General features: G+C 31.9%; 12 protein-coding genes. 4 read left to right on the top strand and 8 right to left on the bottom strand.

Annotated elements, in window-relative coordinates; genetic code table 11:
* Positions 1-47: 47 nt before the first annotated feature.
* The 7 genes from prfA to Q1B05_RS06105 form a co-directional block, all read right to left on the bottom strand.
* Positions 48-1,124, bottom strand: a complete 1,077-nt coding sequence (prfA, locus tag Q1B05_RS06135; RefSeq protein ID WP_299778685.1) for a peptide chain release factor 1 — start codon at positions 1,122-1,124, stop codon at positions 48-50.
* A 106-nt stretch (positions 1,125-1,230) separates the two neighbouring features.
* On the bottom strand, positions 1,231-1,902 hold the full coding sequence (locus tag Q1B05_RS06130) for a hypothetical protein (RefSeq protein WP_299778683.1): 672 nt from the start codon (positions 1,900-1,902) through the stop codon (positions 1,231-1,233).
* Between the two features lie 169 nt (positions 1,903-2,071).
* Complete coding sequence (locus Q1B05_RS06125) at positions 2,072-4,627, bottom strand: adenosylcobalamin-dependent ribonucleoside-diphosphate reductase (protein WP_299778680.1); 2,556 nt, start codon at positions 4,625-4,627, stop codon at positions 2,072-2,074.
* Between the two features lie 191 nt (positions 4,628-4,818).
* Positions 4,819-5,784: a DUF3078 domain-containing protein gene (locus Q1B05_RS06120; protein ID WP_299778678.1), complete on the bottom strand. Its 966-nt coding sequence runs from the start codon at positions 5,782-5,784 to the stop codon at positions 4,819-4,821.
* A 38-nt stretch (positions 5,785-5,822) separates the two neighbouring features.
* Positions 5,823-7,004 (bottom strand): AIR synthase related protein, encoded by a 1,182-nt coding sequence (locus tag Q1B05_RS06115; RefSeq protein WP_299778735.1) that lies wholly within the window; start codon positions 7,002-7,004, stop codon positions 5,823-5,825.
* Between the two features lie 168 nt (positions 7,005-7,172).
* Positions 7,173-7,328: a hypothetical protein gene (locus Q1B05_RS06110; protein WP_299778676.1), complete on the bottom strand. Its 156-nt coding sequence runs from the start codon at positions 7,326-7,328 to the stop codon at positions 7,173-7,175.
* 331 nt (positions 7,329-7,659) lie between these two features.
* Positions 7,660-9,846: a glutamine synthetase III gene (locus tag Q1B05_RS06105; protein WP_299778674.1), complete on the bottom strand. Its 2,187-nt coding sequence runs from the start codon at positions 9,844-9,846 to the stop codon at positions 7,660-7,662.
* A gap of 191 nt (positions 9,847-10,037) precedes the next feature.
* Here Q1B05_RS06105 and Q1B05_RS06100 point away from each other — a divergent pair, with 191 nt between their 5' ends.
* Positions 10,038-11,060, top strand: a complete 1,023-nt coding sequence (locus Q1B05_RS06100; protein ID WP_299778672.1) for a glutamine synthetase beta-grasp domain-containing protein — start codon at positions 10,038-10,040, stop codon at positions 11,058-11,060.
* Positions 11,061-11,306: 246 nt separating this feature from the next.
* On the opposite strand, the gene Q1B05_RS06095 is transcribed toward Q1B05_RS06100, so the two are convergent.
* Positions 11,307-12,251 (bottom strand): calcium/sodium antiporter, encoded by a 945-nt coding sequence (locus Q1B05_RS06095; RefSeq protein ID WP_299778670.1) that lies wholly within the window; start codon positions 12,249-12,251, stop codon positions 11,307-11,309.
* Positions 12,252-12,436: 185 nt separating this feature from the next.
* Here Q1B05_RS06095 and Q1B05_RS06090 point away from each other — a divergent pair, with 185 nt between their 5' ends.
* From Q1B05_RS06090 to Q1B05_RS06080, 3 genes are read left to right on the top strand one after another with little or no spacing between them, the layout of a single operon-like run.
* Entirely contained in the window at positions 12,437-12,796 is a 360-nt protein-coding gene (locus Q1B05_RS06090; protein WP_299778668.1) for a BlaI/MecI/CopY family transcriptional regulator, read from the top strand.
* 3 nt (positions 12,797-12,799) lie between these two features.
* Positions 12,800-14,524 (top strand): M56 family metallopeptidase, encoded by a 1,725-nt coding sequence (locus tag Q1B05_RS06085; protein ID WP_299778666.1) that lies wholly within the window; start codon positions 12,800-12,802, stop codon positions 14,522-14,524.
* A gap of 34 nt (positions 14,525-14,558) precedes the next feature.
* The gene (locus Q1B05_RS06080) at positions 14,559-15,344 is read left to right on the top strand and encodes a peroxiredoxin (protein WP_299778664.1); all 786 of its coding nucleotides are present in this window, start codon (positions 14,559-14,561) and stop codon (positions 15,342-15,344) included.
* Positions 15,345-15,402 lie beyond the last annotated feature (58 nt).

Genomic DNA, 15,402 nt, shown 5'->3' with positions numbered 1-15,402 from the left:
CTCTAAAATTTTCAATAAAAAAGCCTCTTTACGAGGCTGTTTATTTTTTAAATGACATCGTCATTAGCTTTTAACTTTTCAGTATTTTCTGCTAATTGTAATTCATCTATTATTTTCTGAATATCGCCATTTACAATATTTCCTAAATCGTAAAGTGTTAATCCAATTCTATGATCGGTTACACGGCCTTGCGAATAATTGTAGGTTCTAATTTTAGCACTTCTATCTCCAGAAGTTACCATTGTACCACGTTTTTCTGCATCGGCTGCATTCTTTTTTGCTAATTCCATTTCGTATAAACGAGAACGTAATACTTTAAATGCTTTTTCCTTATTTTTATGTTGCGATTTCTGATCTTGACATTGTGCTACTAATCCTGTAGGAATATGCGTTAAACGTACCGCAGAATAGGTTGTATTTACCGATTGCCCTCCTGGTCCTGATGAACAGAAAAAATCGACTCTAACTTCTTTCGGATTAATTTCAACATCAAATTCTTCAGCTTCTGGAAATACCATTACTGTAGCAGCACTGGTATGTACTCGCCCTTGAGTTTCTGTTTGTGGCACACGTTGAACTCGGTGAACACCAGCTTCAAACTTCAACGTTCCATAAACATCTTCACCTGTAACTTCAAACTGAATTTCTTTAAATCCGCCATTCGTTCCTTCACTATAATCTACTGTATCCACTTTCCACCCTCTACCTTCACAATATTTAGAATACATTCTAAATAAATCTCCAGCAAAAATACTCGCTTCATCTCCCCCAGTTCCTGCACGTAATTCTACAACTGCATTCTTAGTGTCTTCCGGATCCTTAGGTATAAGCATTACCTTAATTTCTTCCTCTAATAAAGGAATACGTGTTTTTGCTTCATCGTATTGCATTTTGGCCATGTCTACCATTTCGGCATCACTTCCATCTGCAATAATTTCTTCAGCTTCTTTAATATTTTCAGTGAGTTCTATATACTCTTCACGCTTATCTACAAGTGCTTTAAGATCTTTGTATTCTTTGTTTAATTGCACATAACGTTTTTGATCTGTAATTATATCTGGTTGAATGATTAAATCACTCACCTCATCAAAACGTTGTTTTACTATTTGTAACTTGTCTAACATCTACCTTATTAAATTGTGGTGCAAAAATACGATAAATTATGAATACTCCATATCAATATTATATACATAATTTGATGCTTTAAAATTTGTACTAAAGTGAATTAATTTAATATATATCTAGAGAGTCGTCTTTGTATAATACTTCTCTCTGAAAAGGAAGGACTGCATAAGCAGTTAAAGCCGCTAAACCTAAAATATAAAAAATTCGTGTAGGATAATAAAACGCATCTATCTCGAGATAATAACTAATAAATGCAAACAAATCTGAAATAACAAAAGAGAATGTAAAATACATACAAGATGTAGATTGTGTAGAATTATATCTAAAATTATAGTTCCCCACTAGAATAAGCAACCCTAATAGTATTAAACTATAAGAAAAATACAAATACCGATGAACCATATCTTTAAATGTTAAAGACATAATATCTATGAGTTCGTAAAACATTATTGCACAAAAAAATATAGCAATAAGATACGCAGCTAAAGCCCTTTTACTCTCTATCTCAACCTTGAATTTAGGTAATAAATGTAACCCTATAAATAAATATCCTAACGTTCGAACTACCGATGTTAAGTTATTAAACACAAGTTTATCATATTTAATTATAAATAAATCAGAAAGAAAAAAAAACATAAATGCTATTGCTAATTTAGAATATCTATATCCTTTAAAGAACACAAATAGCAAAGAAAAAGAAAACGTAGTAATCGCTCTTAGCGGCCTAATATAGTCCATAGATAAATACTCAATAAAAAATATATTTATTAAGATCATAATACCTGCCAAGGTTATAATACAGATTTTCCTAGAAAACATATTTTTTATTTGGACACTCTAATTTAACAAAACTGTAGTTAAATTCTTGTTTTAATGTTTTTTAATTTCAAAAAAAAAGCAAAGGTTTCCCTTTGCTTTTTTTTTGTTTAATAATGTAAGCTATATATTAACCACATTTAGAAGATCCGCAGTCTTTACAAGTTAAACACCCTTCTTGATAAATTAAATTTTCAGAATTACAGTTACTACATGTATGTCCTTTAACTTGTGTACCATCTGCAACAAATCGTTTTAGGGCTCTAACTACACCATTTTTCCAAGTGTTTATAGATTCGCTATCTAATTGTAAACTATTAATTAAGTCTACAATTTTATCAATTGGCATGCCATGACGTAAAGTACTTGAAATTAACTTCGCATAGTTCCAAAATTCTGGGTTAAATTTATAAGACAACCCTTCTATAGTTGTTTTATACCCTCTTTTATTATGGTATTGAAAATCGTAACGTCTAAGCCCGTCTTCTCCTCTGTTTTTTATAATTAAGCCTTCATTTACCCAACGCGGAATTAAAATTCCATCTTCATCATCGGTTAAACCTGTGAATATTTCGTAAGGCTTACCATCTATTTTACCAATAAAAGCAATCCATTTTTCTCTATTGTTTTGAAAACGCACAACATCTGCTTCTAATATTTGAGGACGTTTGGTAGGAAATGTGGTTAACACATCAATAGTTTCTTCTTCTTTCTTTTCATCGTTAGAAATTAAAACACCAGAACGTGATCCGTCACGATATACTGTCACTCCTTTACACCCAGCTTCCCATGCTTTCAAATATAATTGTCCTACTAAATCTTCAGACGCATCATTCGGTAAATTAATAGTAACACTAATTGAATGATCTACCCATTTTTGAACAGCGCCTTGCATAGACACTTTACTTAACCAGTCTACATCGTTAGATGTTGCTTTATAATAAGGTGATTTTGCAATTAATAGATCTATTTCTTCTTGAGAATAGTTAGCAGATAAATCGAAACCGTTTACTTCCATCCATTGTTTAAAGCGGTGATGAAACACAACATATTCTTCCCAAGAATCTCCAACCTCATCTACAAAATCTATACGCACATTTTTATCGTTAGGATTAACCTTACGTCTACGTTTATAAACAGGCATAAATACAGGCTCTATTCCTGAACTTGTTTGTGTCATTAAACTTGTGGTTCCTGTAGGCGCAATGGTTAGCAATGCAATATTACGACGCCCGTATTCTAACATATCGTAATACAATTTACTATCGGCTTCTTTTAAACGTTGAATAAATGGATTATTTTTTTCTAATTCAGAATTGTAAACGCCAAAAGCACCACGATCTTTCGCTGTATATACAGAAGCGCGATAAGCTTCAATAGCTAATTTTTTATGAACCTCTACAGAGAATGCATTTCCTTCTTCACTACCATATTGAATACCTAAAGCCGCTAACATATCGCCTTCGGCAGTTATACCAATACCTGTTCTTCTTCCTTCGGCAGCTTTATTTTTAATATTTTCCCAAAGATTTCTTTCTGTAGATTTTACAACATCTAATTCTGGATCGGCATCAATTTTAGCTAAAATACCATCGATTTTTTCTAATTCTAAATCAATAATATCATCCATTATACGTTGTGCAACAGCAATATGCTTACTGAATAATTCAAAATTGAATGATGCCTCTTTAGTAAACGGATTTTCAACATAAGAAAATAAATTTATAGCTAACAAACGACAAGAATCGTAAGGACATAGAGGAATTTCTCCACATGGATTTGTAGATACCGTCTTATAACCAAACTCGGCATAGCAATCCGGAACAGATTCATTAATTATAGTATCCCAGAACAAAATCCCTGGTTCTGCAGATTTCCATGCATTATGCACAATCTTTTTCCAAATACCGTCTGCCTGAATTGTTTTAGTAAACTTTGGGTTTTTGCTGAAAATTGGATATTTCTGAGTATACTCGCCATTTAATTTTACGGCTTTCATAAACTCATCGTCGATACGTACAGATACATTTGCTCCTGTAACTTTACCTTGTTCAAGTTTAGCATCTATAAAATCTTCTGAATCTGGATGATTTACAGAAACCGACAACATTAAGGCACCTCGTCTTCCATCTTGAGCAACTTCTCTTGTAGAGTTTGAATAACGCTCCATAAAAGGAACAATACCTGTAGATGTTAATGCTGAATTTTTTACAGGTGAACCTTTTGGACGAATGTGAGATAAATCGTGACCTACACCACCACGACGTTTCATTAATTGTACTTGTTCCTGATCTATTTTCATGATTCCTCCATAGGAATCTGAATCTCCACTATTACCAATTACAAAACAATTTGAAAGAGATGCAATCTGAAATGGATTACCAATTCCGGCCATTGGACTTCCTTGAGGAACAATATATTTAAAATCTTTTATTAGATCAAAAATTTCTTCTTCAGACAATGGATTAGGGTAACGCACTTCTATTCTAGCAATTTCTTTTGCTATTCTACGGTGCATATCGTTAGGAGTTAACTCGTAGATATTTCCATCAGAATCTTTAAGAGCATATTTGTTTAGCCAAACTCTAGCAGCTAAATCGTCTCCTTTAAAGTATTTTAACGACGCTTCGAAAGCTTCTTCTTGAGTATAGGTTTTTTGAGGGATAGGTAAGGAATCTACATTCATTGTCTTAATTAATTAAGTTGTTACTAGAATAATTTCAAGACTGCAAATATAGGTAAGAATTTGAAACAAATTACATATAATTTATTTCAAAGTTTTCAATAAAAACACATAAAAAACTGAAATACAGCTATTTAACAAATTATCAACATAAAATAGTTAACAAATAAATATTATTTATTTTATTTCTAAATTTAAAAATCTACAACAAAACCAATACCTAAAAGCTGTTTCCACTGTACTTTAGCACCAGACTGGCCATACTCGTCGGCATCTTCATCAATGACAATTAAATTTTTCACATCATTATCATATTTAAGCTGAGAACCTAAAGATGCTTTTATAAAGTTATTTACTTTAAAATCTATAAGCAATTGCCAATCCACATCAATATTTCCAAAACTATTTAAATAATCGGTATAGAAATTTGCTGTACTTTTTAACAATACATTTTTAGCAACATCTACTTCATAATAGTTCGTTACTAAAATACCTAGCTCTTCTCTCACTTTTTCTCCAGGGATTAATACATTACCATCATCATCATAAACCGCTGGCTCCACCCCAAAAGAACCTGCATTAGCCAAATCCTGATCTAATACATAGGTAGATTTAAATGTTAAAGGAGAAGCATAGAGCGATAATTTTTCTATATCCTTACCATACTCCATTCCTCCCCCAAAGAATAAATATCCTGGAGCCATAAATTTAGATATAGGATTGGAAGTATCTGGATAAGAATATCCGTTTGCAAATTGAGTTGAAAAAGTTAAACGTGCTGAATAATACCATTTAGAAGCATCGGAACGTTTATAGCCTACAGATGAGCTTATCTCTAACAAATCATCTGTCTTTTTCAAAACTTCGCTTTCTTGTTGGTTTATACCATAACGCGCGTTAAAAGCATTAGCCCACTTAAAATTTTTAAAAGTATAATCCAAAGAAGACACCTGACTAACAATAGCAGAAATAGAATTACTCCCCCCAGCATTCCAGTTTACAAAAGCAACTTCATTTAAATCTAGTGATAATTTATTTGTATTTGTCCATGTAGGCGTTGGACTTTTTATAATAAGTCTTTTCTTAATATATAATGAGTCTGGTTGAGCAATAGAAAATTGAACAATAAAAGAAAAAAGAAAAAAAATATTATATTTCATACTAACATTACTCTATTACACTTAAAAAAAGTGACTATTTATTCATATTCAAATTGACCAAACTCACTTGTAATTGATAGGTGTTTTTTTTCTGAAGGTTCCACTCTACCAATAATTTTAGCATCTACATTAAAAGATTTAGATATTGTAATAATATCTTCTGCTGTCTCTGGAGATACATAAAGTTCCATACGGTGTCCGCAGTTAAAAACCTGATACATTTCCTTCCACTCCGTTTTAGATTGTTCTTGAATTAATTTAAATAACGGTGGAATTGGAAATAAATTATCTTTAATGATATGAAATTCATTTACAAAATGTAAAATTTTTGTTTGAGCACCACCAGAACAATGCACCATACCATGAATATGCTCTTTATTATACTTAGACAATATTGCTTTTATAATTGGCGCATATGTTCGTGTAGGAGACAATACCAACCTACCAGCGTCTAAAGGAGAACCTTCTACCTTATCTGTTAGTTTCATATTTCCAGAATACACTAAATCACTTGGCACAGCAGCATCAAAACTCTCTGGGAATTTTTCGGCTAAGTAATTATGAAAAACATCGTGTCTTGCAGATGTTAATCCATTACTTCCCATACCTCCATTATATTCTTTTTCGTAAGTAGCCTGTCCAAAAGATTCGAGTCCTACAATAACATCTCCTGCTTTAATATTTGCATTATCAATAACATCTTCACGTTTCATTCTTGCCGTTACTGTAGAATCTACAATAATAGTTCTTACAAGATCTCCTACATCTGCAGTTTCGCCTCCTGTAGAATGAATAGTAACTCCAAACGATTTTAAATCTTCAATCAATTCTTCAGTACCATTAATTATTGCAGAAAGTACTTCACCAGTAATCAGATTTTTATTTCGACCTATTGTAGAAGACAACATAATATTATCTGTAGCACCTACACATAATAAGTCGTCAATATTCATTATAAGTGCATCTTGAGCGATACCTTTCCAAACCGAAACATCTCCAGTTTCTTTCCAATACATATAAGCTAAAGCACTTTTTGTACCTGCGCCATCTGCATGCATAATTAAACAATATGCATCGTCTTGAGACAAATAATCTGGTACAATTTTACAGAACGCTTTCGGGAACAATCCTTTATCAATATTTTTAATAGCGTTATGTACATCTGACTTTGAAGCGGAAACCCCTCGTTGTGCATATCGCTTACTGACTTCTTGACTCATATGATTTTTAAGTTGAAAATGATTTACAAAAGTAAGCATTGTAAATTAGTTTTACAGAATAAATAGAAGGAAAATATAAGGCAAAAAAAATATCTTCAAACACCAATTAACGAATAAATGATTGAAGATATATGACTTTAAAATTAATTTTTTTCACGTTTAAATAGCTTAATTTAGATTAGCTATAAGTGAATTTTTCATTTGCACAGGTTGCTCATTAACTGCTTCATTCGTAGCGCTTTGCTCCTGCGAATCATTTTTCGCTTGAGAAAAAACCAGAGTGGCAACTAATAGCAACAGCACACTTACAATGAGCTGTTTCATAATTAAATTGTATAGATTAATAGCGAGACAAATATATTAAAATATCTGCAACAATTTTAACCATAGACATCTAAACAGCATCATTTCCTTGTGTTTTCGACAACACACATTTAAGTTAGATAAAAAGCACAATTCTGAGGTAAAACCGTAATCAAAATGTAAGATTTAACTCTCAAATCAAGGTGCGAATTAAGAAAAATAGGTATAAAAAAACAACTACAACACATATAAACCATTAAAAACACATGGCATAAAAGCAAAAACCCATTTAGAAACAAAAAAAGCTGTTCAATATGTAGACAGCTTTTTAAGTAACATTTTTATAATTAAATTAATTAGTAAATAGCAATTCTCTATATTTTGTTAATGGCCACAGCTCATCGTCTACTAATAATTCTAACTTATCACAATGGTAACGTATTTCAGAAAACATAGGATTTACTTTGTAAGAATATGCTAAAGCTTTCTTTTCTATATCCTCTTCTTGATTTGCTGTTTTACGCGCTTCGGTCATCTTAGTTACATTAAAATTTATAGCCTCTATATGTTTAGATATATCTTCAATTAAACCAAGTTGTTCTTTTGCCATCTTTTTAAAAGATGCACCATAAATATCTTTTAAACCTTTTACATTCTCAATTAATATATTTTGATAACGCACAGCGGTAGGAACTATTCTACTTTTAGCTATATCGCTCAGGACGCGACCTTCTATTTGAATACGATGTACATATTCTTCCATTTCTATTTCGTAACGCGCCTCAGACTCTACTTTATTCATTACCCCCAAACCATCGAACAAGTCTATTACTTTTTTAGACACTCTAACTTTTAAGGCTTCTGGGGTAGATTTATTATTGCTTAAACCTCGTTTCTCGGCCTCTTTTTCCCATGCCTCTCCATAGCCATTCCCTTCGAAAAGAATGTTCTTTGATTTTTTAATATACTCACGCAATACATTAAAAATAGCATCATCTTTTTTCATATCCTTTTTCTCGATAAGGATATCAACTTCCGCTTTAAAATCTATAAGCTGTCTAGCAACTATAGAGTTTAAAACCGTCATTGGGTTTGCACAATTTGCTTTAGAGCCCACAGCTCTAAATTCAAACTTATTACCTGTAAACGCAAAAGGAGATGTTCTATTTCTATCTGTATTATCTAGCATGATTTCAGGAATCTTACCTACAACGTTTAACTTAAGTTCTGTTTTTTCTTCAGGCGATAATTTTCCGCTAGTTACATTTTTAAGTTCACTTAATACTTTAGTTAATTGATCTCCTATAAAAACAGAGATTATCGCAGGCGGTGCTTCATTTGCTCCTAATCTATGATCGTTACTTGCCGAAGCGATTACTGCCCTAAGTAATTCTTCATTATCATTTACTGCTTTAATTGTATTTATAAAGAATGTAAGAAACTGAAGATTACTCATAGGTGTTTTTCCTGGAGCTAATAAATTCACACCAGTATCTGTACTTAAACTCCAATTATTATGTTTTCCTGAACCATTTACTCCTGCAAAAGGTTTTTCATGAAATAATACTTTAAAATGATGACGTTCTGCGGTCTTATGCATTAAATCCATTAATAATGAATTATGATCTACTGCTAGATTGGCTTCTTCAAAAATTGGCGCCAACTCAAACTGATTTGGAGCGACTTCGTTATGGCGTGTTTTAGCAGGAATTCCCAATAACATACATTCATGTTCTAAATCACGCATAAAAGACATTACTCTATTTGGTATGGTTCCAAAATAATGATCATCTAATTGCTGTCCCTTTTCAGAAGAGTGGCCTAACAATGTGCGTCCTGTAGCTACAATGTCTGGACGAGAGGCTACTAACGCTTTATCTATTAAAAAATACTCTTGCTCCCACCCTAAGGATGCATTCACTTTTTTTACATTTTTATCAAAATATTTACATACAGACACAGCAGCACTATCTACAGCTTGTAACGCACGTAAAAGTGGTGTTTTATAATCTAATGCTTCCCCTGTATAAGACACAAATACAGTTGGAATACACAATGTTGTTCCATATATAAATGCAGGTGATGTTGGATCCCAAGCAGTATACCCACGAGCTTCAAACATATTTCTAATTCCGCCATTCGGAAAACTAGAAGCATCTGGTTCTTGTTGTACTAATTCTCCGCCTCCAAATTTCTCTATCGAAGCTCCCTCTCCTATGGTTTCAAAAAAAGCATCATGCTTCTCTGCGGTTGCCCCTGTTAAAGGCTGAAACCAATGTGTATAATGGGTCGCTCCTTTAGAAATCGCCCACTCCTTCATTCCTGTAGAAATATGATCTGCAACTAAACGATCTATTTTAGTACCTTTTAAAACAGCATCCATAACTTCAGTAAATGCAGATTTTGTTAGGTACTGACGCATAGTTGATTCATTAAAAACATTGGCTCCAAAAATACTTGAACGCCTTTCTTTTTCCTCTATATAAATAGGTACTCTTTCAAGAGTTTGTTTTAAAGCATGAAATCTTAATATTGCCATTTCCTTCAATTTTTTTACAAATATAAAAATTCCAACACGTCTTCTTATCATAAAAAACAAATACCCCTAAAAAAGACAGGGGTTAACTAATAATTTCATAAAAATTCTGAATAGACCCCACTATTTTGTCTGGTTAGTCGAAAATTAATTTATATTTGTTAATGACATTAATAACTATTATTTAATAAATTATGGCCAAGATTAAATTAGAGTACCTTTGGTTAGATGGGTACTTTCCAACTCAGAACCTGAGAAGTAAAACAAAAGTAGAAGAGCACGAAGATTTTAAAGGGACCTTAGAAGAAATAGGAAACTGGTCTTTCGATGGATCTTCAACAAGACAAGCAGAAGGAGGTTCTTCGGACTGCTTATTAGTTCCTGTTGCAATTTATCCAGATCCAGATCGTATTAACGGTTATTTAATTATGACTGAAGTTATGAATGCAGATGGTACACCACACGAATCTAATGGTAGAGCCACAATTGATGACGATGATAATGATTTCTGGTTCGGTTTTGAACAAGAATATTTTATAATGGATACTAAAACACAATTACCTTTAGGATTCCCTATTGGTGGTTACCCTGCTCCTCAAGGTATGTATTACTGTTCTGTAGGTGGTAAAAACACACACGGTAGAGACTTCGTTGAAGAACATGCAGATTTATGTATCGCTGCTGGATTAAACTTTGAAGGTATTAACCAAGAAGTTGCTTCTGGACAATGGGAATACCAATTATTCGCTAAAGGTGCAAAATTAGCTGGAGACGAATTATGGATTTCAAGATATTTATTAGATCGTTTAACTGAAAAATATGGCTACTATATAGAGTACCACCCAAAACCATTAGGAAAAGATATGGATTGGAATGGTTCTGGTATGCATGCCAATTTCTCTAACAATATTTTAAGAACTTGTGGAGATAAAGAAACTTACGCTGCAATATGCGAAGCTTTCAGACCTGTTGTAAAAGAACATATAGCTGTTTACGGAGAGTTTAACGACCAACGTTTAACAGGTTTACACGAAACTGCTTCTATTGAAGATTTCTCTTGGGGAATTTCAGATAGAGGAGCATCTATTCGTATTCCTTTAATTGCAGTCGAAAAAGGCTGGAAAGGATGGTTAGAAGATAGACGTCCTGCTTCAAACGCAGATCCATACAAAATTGCTGCTAGAATTGTGAAAACAGTTAAATCTGCAAAAATTTAATTTTTAAGTTAATTTATATTAATAAAAAACCGTCTGGATATTGTTCTAGACGGTTTTTTTATGCTCTTTAAACAAACTAAACTATATATAATGGCTTATTATAAACTTAAACCAATGGCTTAACCATAAACCTATCTACTTTTCACATTTTAATCTTAATAAAAACAGATAAAAGAATACATACTTTTTATACGCGATTATAAAACACTAAAATATAACATATTCACTTATTAAAAACCTGTTTAGTTACTTAGTAAATGTTGTAACCAAAAACACAATATAGGCCACAAATATTATAGCCCCTTTATATCTCCCTAACACAAATTGTTTAGGTAAGAATACTAAAGGAATTAATATTGCAGAGAATCCTAACATCCAAAAAATATCTGAAGTTAGTATTTCAGAACTCATTACTTTTATAGGCTCAATCATAGCTGTTAAACCTAAAACACAAGCAATATTAAATATATTAGATCCTATTAAATTTCCTAAAGAAATAGCTTTTTCCTTTTTAAGTGCAGCAATAACAGATGCTGCTAATTCTGGAACACTTGTTCCAATAGCAACCATAGTAACAGAAATAACACGTTCACTAACTCCTAAAGAAGTTGCTAAATCTATAGCTCCAAGCACCAACCATTCACTACCAAAGTATAATGCAGCGCCACCAATTAACAACCATAATACGATTTTAAAAGTCGATGTCTGTTTTAAAGTATCATCTAATTCATCTATAGCTAAATCATCTTTAGCCGAGTTTCTAATTAAGACTACTAAAAACACAATTAGAGATATAAAAAGCGCTGCGCCCTCCCAAAAATCTAAAATCAATCCGCTTCTTAAAAAGAAATAAAGCACTATAGATAATAGCATCATTACTGGCCAATTAAGCTTATAAAAACCTCTATCTACTGTTAATGGAGAGATAACAGCTGTAATTCCTAACACCAACCCAATGTTTGCTATATTAGAACCTATAACGTTACCTAAAGCAATATCTGGAGCACCATCTAAAGCAGCTTGCAAACTTACTAAAAGCTCTGGAGCCGACGTAGCAAAAGACACCACCGTCATTCCTATTACTAATTTTGAGATTTTTAATTTAAAAGACAGAGCTACAGATGCACGAACCAAAAACTCTCCTCCCACAACCAACAACAATAATCCTAAAACAACCCAAACGATACTCATAATACAATTTATTTTATGCGAATATACTACAGAAAAAAACAAATACTTTAAGCCTAATAAAAAATCGAATGAAATAAACACACCTATTAAAAACTAAAAATTTAGTTAACTAACTACTATTTTAGTTTTATAACTACAAAAATAGTTATATATTTGAATCAGTTATAAATTAAACCTTTTATACAATGCAGAAATTAACAAACAAAGAAGAAGAAATCATGCATATTTTATGGAAACTTGAAAAAGCGTTTGTAAAAGATGTGTTAGAAGAAATCACAGAAGATAAACCACACTATAATACCTTATCTACAATAATAAGACATTTAGAGGAAAAAGGTTATGTTGGTTATACAGCCTACGGTAAAACACACCAATACTTTCCTATTGTGACTAAAGAAGCTTACCGAAAAAAATTTATGAATTCGGCCATAGAGCATTACTTCAATAATTCTTATAAGAATGTAGTATCATTTTTTGCTAAAGAACAAAAGATAAGCGTAGAAGAGTTAAAGGATATTATTAATGTTATTGAACAAAATAATTAAGTTATGGACTATTTTCTAAAAGCCAGTGCTATTTTAGCTATATTTTACGGGGTATATATGTTTTGGTTGCAAAAGGAAACTTTTTTTAATGGCAACCGTTGGTTTTTATTATCTGGATTAATTGCATCAGCCTTACTTCCTTTTGTTATCATCCCTATTTACATAGATCAAACAGAAGTTGCTTATCAATTTACAACTGTAACTCCCCTAGATAGCGAAACAACATCTTCACCAGTTACTTGGCTAAATTTAGCAACCTTATTATATGGCTTAGGTGTCTTATTTTTCCTTGTAAAGTTTATCATTGAATTGATTTCATTAAAAACATTTATATCAAAATTAAAAATTACAAAAAAACAAGATTACAACATGGCGTTAACTAATGATGCTATCCCACCGTTTTCATTTTTCAAATACATTGTTTACAACCCAAGTCAGTTTACAGAAATAGAGCTTACCCACATCATAAATCACGAAAAAATTCATGCCTCACAATATCATTCTATAGATATACTAGTCTCTAAAATTATTACCGTGTTCTTTTGGTGTAATCCTATTATTTGGTTTTATAAAAAAGCATTGATTCAAAATTTAGAATTTCTAGCAGACCAAGAAGCTATGCAACACGCTCCAAATTCTAAAACCTATCAGAATCTATTATTAAAAACAACAATACACACACATCAATTTGCACTTACCACTAATTTTTATAATTCATTAATTAAAAAAAGAATTCTTATGCTAAACACTTCAAAATCGAATACCATTCATACATTAAAGTATGCTATAATCGCACCTGCTTTAGTCCTTTTTATGATGAGTTTTAATACAAAAACAGTTTATAACACCATACACATTAAACCGACTCTACAAGATACTAACGAAAATGAGTTAGTTACCATAATTTCAAAAGACAACACCGACGAGTATTTAGAATCTTTAGTTGAATCTTTTAAGAGTAAAGACGTTGTATTACAAATTAAAAATGTAAAGCGTAATGCTACCAACGAAATTACAAATATTTCTATAGATGCTAAATCTGAAAATAGCGAAATAACTTATAAAAAAGAATCAGATCATCCAATTTCAGCCATCAAAATCACTCTTAATATCGACAACAAAACGTTAAGGATTGGAGCAGAAAAACCAAATTCAGACATTGTTTTTACAGCAAGTAAAAATGCCGCTAAAGTAGACGCTAATAATAAAGATGCCTTTATTATCCATACAAGCGATGGATCAAATATTACCCTTAAAAGACTTAATGATGACTTAACAGATAATAACGTGATGTATATAAGTGAAGACGGAAAAAGAACTCATGTCACAACAAATAGCACTCAGACTACTGTAAAAGAAACTCAAGAAACCGCAGAAGCTACAGCTATAGATGAGCTAGAACAAACAGCAGTTAACACCCCTATTAAAAATGATAGTATCTCGACGGCAAAAACAAGTATAACTAATGAAACTTCTGAAGTGATACTTATTACTAAATCTGAAAAACAAACAGAGCCAACAAAACCTACTCAAGACAAAGACACTGCAACCAATAAAGAATACCCTTTAATTTTGGTAAACGGAAAAGAAATGACCAAAACAGAAATGAAAACTTTAGATCCAGATACCATTGAACAAATTAATGTTTTAAAAGGAGAAACGGCAATAAAAAAATATAGTGAAAAAGGTAAAGAAGGAGTTATAGAGATTATACTTAAAAAGAACTAATACCCCTACTATACTATATAACAACAACATTTCCATGAAACACATCCTCATATTAATTTTCACAGTCTATAGCGTCGTCATGAGCGCACAGGAACATCCTATCGAAAAACCGGATTACGTTATCATTGCCAACAACCAAATTATAACAAATTCACAACTCGAAGCTTATGCCGCAGATGGCTATATAAAAGGCATGAATAAAGGGGTTTCTGAAGCAATTAGAAGCGAACTTGCTACTCAATTTGGAGAAAAAATTGGTGATAAAGAATTTATAATAACCATTGATTTATTTACGGAAGAAGAAAGAACAGAAAACCAAAACACATTAAATACGTTACCAAAACCTGCTAAAGAAAATATAGAAGACACAGGATTAATATTAAACATTAACGATACTGCCAAAGATTTTACGGTACAGATGATTAATGGAGAATCTATAACATTATCTGATTTAAAAGGTAAGGTTGTACTTTTAAATTTCTGGGCCACTTGGTGTGCACCTTGTTTAATGGAATTTCATGAAATGCCTAACAAGATCCTAGAACCATTTAAAGATGAAGATTTTATTTTCCTTCCTATTTCACGTGGTGAAACCGAAGAAATAGTTTCAAAAAAAATGCTCCAATTTAAAGAAAAAGGTATTGATTTTAATGTTGCTCTAGATCCTGACAAAAACATATGGAATCAATATGCGACAAAATACATTCCTAAAAACTTCATCATAGATAAAGATGGTGTAATCAAATTTATTTCAACAGGTAATTACAAAGGTAGTGTAGATACTATAGCTGAAGAGATAAAAAAACTATTAGAGGATTAGTTCCAGTAATCTTATTTCCAAATTTAACATCCGCTTACATCTTGTAAGGCGGATGTTT

This window comes from uncultured Formosa sp., assembly GCF_947500765.1.
GTDB lineage: Bacteria > Bacteroidota > Bacteroidia > Flavobacteriales > Flavobacteriaceae > Formosa.
The sequence above is the reverse complement of the archived record's forward strand: the minus strand, read 5'-3'. Positions and strand labels throughout refer to the sequence as shown.